Source organism: Bradyrhizobium sp. P2_E8 (genome assembly GCF_056403875.1).
On the sequence record NZ_JBFUES010000598.1, the window covers coordinates 1 to 4,724 of the forward strand.

Below are 4,724 nucleotides of genomic sequence, written 5' to 3' on the forward strand. Positions count from 1 at the left end.
CGCCTATGCCGTCACGCTTCCCGGCCACCCCGCGATCAGCATTCCGCTCGGCCTTGATGAAGCCGGCCTGCCGTTCGGCCTTCAGATCGTCGGCCCGCGCGGCGGCGACGCGATCRTGCTCTCGGTCGCCGCAAGCATCGAGGCCGCGTTCGCAAGCGATGCGCAATTGTGCCGGCCGGTACCCGACCTGGCACGGCTCGCCGCAGCACCGCCACTGTCGGCCGCGCCCGGTTTCCTCACCTGGGAATGAGCCGACACCGGTCCTGGCTGCACCGCCCGCGCAACGGAGATGAGCATGACGGAACTGCCGAGGAAGACCAGCGTCATCGCCTTCGTCCTGCTCTACATCGCCTACTGCATCTCCTACATCGACCGCGCGGCGATCTCGCTGGCGCTGGCGCAGATCGGTAAGGACTTCAATCTCCAGGCCGCCGATCTCGGCATCGTCATCAGCGCGTTCTTCCTCGGCTACGCCGCGATGCAGGTGCCGGGCGGATGGCTCTCCGACCGCTTCGGCTCGAAATATGTCGTGATCGTCACCATCGTGATGTGGTCGCTGTTCACGGCGTTCCCTGGTCGCTGACCTCGCTGATCGCGATCCGCTTCATCTTCGGCATCGCCGAGGGCGGCTTTCCGCCGGCGAGCATCCGCGGCATCTCCGAAGTGTTCAAGAAGGATAGCCGGCCGAAGATGTCGGCGCTGCTGCTGTCCTCGAACTATGCCGGCAGCATGGTCGCGCCGCTGATCATGGCGCCGCTGATCCTCTGGCTCGGCTGGCGCCATGCTTTCAACGCCATCGGCATCGCGGGCATCGTCTTCGCGGTGGTCTATTTCGTCTTCGTCCCCTATCTGGGACGCCCGGGCAAGGCCGATGCAGGCGCACCGGCCAAGCCCGAGAACCGCGCACCGATGCGCGAGCTCATGAAGAATCCGCTGCTGTGGCAGTTGATGGTGGTGTGGTTCGGCCTCAGCTGCGTCAACAAGGGGCTGGATTCCTGGATGCCGCTCTATCTGCTCCAGCACCGCGGGCTCGACCTCAAGACCGTCGGCGTGGTGGCGCCGATCCCGTTCGTGATGGCGACGATCGCGACCGCGATCGGCGGCTGGGTGATGACGACGTTCTTCTCCGAGCGCGAAAAATATCTGCTGATCGGCAGCTCCGCATTGACCGGCATCTTCCTCTACGCCATGTACAAGGCGGAGACGATCATGGTGCTGATCGTCTTCCAGTCGCTGGTCTACTTTTTCAAATCCTTCGTGCTGGCCGCGGTGGTCGCGCTTCCGACCAAACTGCTCCGCGACGACCAGATCGGATCCGGCGTCGGCATGGTCAATCTCGGCGGTCAGAGCGCGGGCTTCGTCGCCCCCGTCGCCATCGGCTTCATCGTGACCGGAACCGGATCGTTCGACGCCGCCTTCGGTTTCCTGGTGGCGATGACGGCGTTGTCCGTCGTGGTCGCGACAACCATCAGCACGGCCCAGCCGAGGCTCGCACCGCAACCGGCCTGACAGGAGCATTCTGCCAATGCAAAGCGCGATCGTTCTCGGCGGCGGCATGATCGGCGTGAGCGCGGCGCTGCACCTCCAGCAGCGCGGCTGGTCCGTCACGCTGGTCGACCGCAGGGAGCCGGGCCGCGAGACCAGCTACGGCAATGCCGGGATGATCCAGGCGGAAGCCGTCCGCCCCTATCCAATGCCGCGCGACCTCGCCTCGCTCCTGAAGATCGCGACCGGGCGCACCAACGACGTGCGCTACAGCCTGTCGTCGCTGCATCTCCATATCGAGCCCCTGCTCCGCTACTGGTGGCATTCGGCGCCGAAGCGGCATCGTGAGGCGATCGACGCCTGGGCCCGGCTGATCGCCTATGCGACGGCGGAGCACGACATCCTCATTCGCGAGGCCCATGCCGACAATCTGATCCGTCGCGCCGGTTACCGGGCGCTGTATCGCGACGCCGCTTCACTGGATCTCTCGATCAAGGCCGCCGAGGAAGACCAGCACGAGTTCGGCGTGAACTTTCGTGTGCTCTCGGGCAGCGAGCTCGCCAAGGCCGAGCCGGTCCTGCGCGACGATCTCCCCGGCGCGATCCATTGGCTCGACACCTGGACCGTGTCCGATCCCGGCGCACTGGTGACGGCCTATGCCGAGCTATTCGAGCGCCTCGGCGGCAGGATCGTGCTCGGTGATGCGCAGTCGCTGCGGCAGACCGCGAGCGGCTGGTCGGTCGACACCGATCAGGGGCGCATCGATGCCGCCCATGCCGTCGTGACACTCGGACCATGGTCGCCCGATCTGTTGTACAAATTCGGCTATCGCATCCCGCTGGTGCGCAAGCGCGGCTACCACATGCATTACAGTGGCGGCGCCTCGCTCGATCTGCCGCTTATCGACAAGGGCGGCGGCTATGCCATGGGCCCGATGGCCAAGGGCATCCGCATCACCACCGGCGCCGAGCTGACGGGTCCGGATGCGCTCGCAACACCCGTGCAACTCGCCAGCGCTGAAGCCTCCGCACGCGAGCTGATCGATCTCGGCAAACGCGTCGAGCCCGACCCGTGGTTTGGCACCCGCCCCTGCACGCCCGACATGCTGCCGGTGCTCGGCCCCGCCCCGCGTCACCCGGGCCTCTGGATGAATTTCGGCCACGGCCACCAGGGCTTTACGCTGGGCCCCGCGACCGGGCGCCTGCTCGCCGAGATGATGAGCGGCGAGACGCCGGCGATCGATCCGACGCCGTACCGGCCGGAGCGGTTCTAGACTTCACCGCTTGCTCGGCTGGGCGCCGAAAGAAAAAGGGCTGATCGAGGATCTCGACCAGCCCTGTTACTTCAGGCGCATTGCGCCGCAGCAGGCAATCGGCAGATCAGTCCGTCGTGATCGCCGTTTCCAGGTCGGTCGGATCGATCTGCTTGGCGAGATTGGCGTTGAGCTTGTCGCGATCGAGTTCGCCTTCCCACCAGGCCACGATCACGCAGGCCACGCCGTTGCCGCACAGATTGGTCAGCGCGCGGCATTCGCTCATGAACTTGTCGATGCCGAGCACGATCGCCATGCCCGGCACCAGCCGCGGGTCGACCACGGCCAGGGTCGCCGCCAGCGTGATGAAGCCCGCTCCGGTGATGCCCGACGCGCCCTTAGAGGTCAGCATCGCCACGATCAGGATCGTGATCTGCTGGCTGAAGGAGAGATCGAAGCCGAGCGCCTGGGCGATAAACAGCGTCGCCAGCGTCATGTAGATGTTGGTGCCGTCGAGGTTGAACGAATAACCCGTGGGCACCACGAGGCCGACCACCGACTTGGAGCAGCCGAGCCGCTCCAGCTTCTCCATCAGGGATGGCAGCGCGCTTTCCGAGGACGAGGTGCCGAGCACGATCAGCAGCTCATCCTTGATGTAGGCCAGGAACTTGAAGATCGAGAACCCCGCCACCCGCGCGATGATGCCGAGCACGACGAACACGAACAGTGCCGCGGTCAGGTAGAAGGTGGCGATCAGCCCGATCAGATTGAGGATCGCCCCGGTGCCGAACTTGCCGATGGTGTAGGCCATCGCACCGAACGCACCGATCGGCGCCGCGCGCATCACGATGGAGATGACACCGAACACCGCATGCGCGGCATCGTCGATGAACGAGCGGATCGTGTGGCCGCGCTCGCCGAGTCCCATGRTGGCGAAGCCGAACAGCACCGAGAACAGCAGCACCTGCAGGATCTCGCCCTGCGCAAACGCGCCGACCACTGTGTCCGGGATGATGTGCAGGACGAAGTCGACGCTCCTCTGCGCTTCCGCCTGCTTGGCGAAGCCCGCGACCGCCTGTGCGTTCGCCGCTGCATTGCCGAAGCCCGCGCCCGGCCGCACGATGTTGCCGACGAGCAAACCGATCACCAGGGCGAAGGTGGAGACGACCTCGAAATAGACCAGCGCTTTGACGCCGATGCGCCCGACCTTCTTGGCGTCCTGGATATGGGCGATGCCCGAGACCACGGTGCAGAAGATGATCGGGGCGATCACCATCTTGATCAGCTTGATGAAGCCGTCGCCGAGCGCCTTGATCCAGTCGTTGGTGGCAACCGTCGGCCAAAGCCAGCCGACGATGGCGCCGAGCACAATGGCGATCAGCACCTGGACGTAGAGAACCTTGTACCACGGCTTGGCAGCGGCCGGCGCGACCGGCGTCCCCGCCATCGTTGTCGTTGTCATTGTTTCACTCCCCCTCAAAACGCCGGGCCAGCCAAGATCAACTTGGCCGGCCCTGTCAATTGGAACTGCTCGGAATGGCGCGCTTTACCCGCGACGATCGACGATCCGGCGTACCGCCGGCATCAGCGTCGCGCCCAGCGCGTTCTTGACCAGCGAGGCCGCGATGAACGGCGCAAGGCCGACCTGCCAGGCCTTGCCCGCGCCAAGACCGAGGCCAAAGGCCAGCCAGCCGAACCCGGCGGCCAGGATGACGACGTGGCCGACGGCCATCGCGGCAAACAGCAGCACCACGCTGCGATCCCAGCCGCGCTCGGCGAGCCAGCCGGTCACGAAGGCCGCAGCGATGAAACCGAACAGGTAGCCCGCGGTCGGGCCGACCAGCGGTRCAATTCCACCCACGGGACCTGCGAACACCGGCAGGCCGAGCGCGCCCTCGGCGAGGTAGGCGATCATGGTTGCGCTGCCAAGGCGCCAGCCATAGGCGGCGCCGATCATCAGCACCACCAGCGTCTGCAACGTCATGGG

At 65.8% G+C, this 4,724-nt stretch carries 5 protein-coding genes and 1 pseudogene; 4 read left to right on the forward strand and 2 right to left on the reverse strand.

From position 1 onward, the window contains the following. From AC1D00_RS27465 to AC1D00_RS27480, 4 genes and pseudogenes are all read left to right on the forward strand, one after another. Nucleotides 1-250: pseudogene (locus AC1D00_RS27465) on the forward strand (amidase); the annotation flags it as partial. A gap of 45 nt (nt 251-295) precedes the next feature. After that, nucleotides 296-583: an MFS transporter gene (locus AC1D00_RS27470; RefSeq protein WP_477012812.1), complete on the forward strand. Its 288-nt coding sequence runs from the start codon at nt 296-298 to the stop codon at nt 581-583. Continuing rightward, nucleotides 550-1,509: an MFS transporter gene (locus AC1D00_RS27475; protein WP_477012813.1), complete on the forward strand. Its 960-nt coding sequence runs from the start codon at nt 550-552 to the stop codon at nt 1,507-1,509. The genes AC1D00_RS27470 and AC1D00_RS27475 overlap by 34 nt, the downstream gene beginning before the upstream one ends. A gap of 16 nt (nt 1,510-1,525) precedes the next feature. Next, the gene (locus AC1D00_RS27480; RefSeq protein WP_477012814.1) at nt 1,526-2,758 is read left to right on the forward strand and encodes an NAD(P)/FAD-dependent oxidoreductase; all 1,233 of its coding nucleotides are present in this window, start codon (nt 1,526-1,528) and stop codon (nt 2,756-2,758) included. A gap of 106 nt (nt 2,759-2,864) precedes the next feature. Here the strand turns inward: AC1D00_RS27480 and AC1D00_RS27485 are convergent, their stop codons facing one another. Together AC1D00_RS27485 and AC1D00_RS27490 are read right to left on the reverse strand one after the other, a co-directional pair. Then, the gene (locus tag AC1D00_RS27485; RefSeq protein ID WP_477012815.1) at nt 2,865-4,199 is read right to left on the reverse strand and encodes a dicarboxylate/amino acid:cation symporter; all 1,335 of its coding nucleotides are present in this window, start codon (nt 4,197-4,199) and stop codon (nt 2,865-2,867) included. An 84-nt stretch (nt 4,200-4,283) separates the two neighbouring features. Then, a partial coding sequence (locus tag AC1D00_RS27490; protein ID WP_477012816.1) for a biotin transporter BioY occupies nt 4,284-4,724 on the reverse strand: 441 nt, incomplete at its 5' end.

Bases quoted from the DNA above. Each gene is read 5' to 3' on its own strand.
- AC1D00_RS27470 (WP_477012812.1), top strand. From the start codon at position 296: ATGACGGAACTGCCGAGGAAGACCAGCGTCATCGCCTTCGTCCTGCTC.
- AC1D00_RS27480 (WP_477012814.1), top strand. From the start codon at position 1,526: ATGCAAAGCGCGATCGTTCTCGGCGGCGGCATGATCGGCGTGAGCGCG.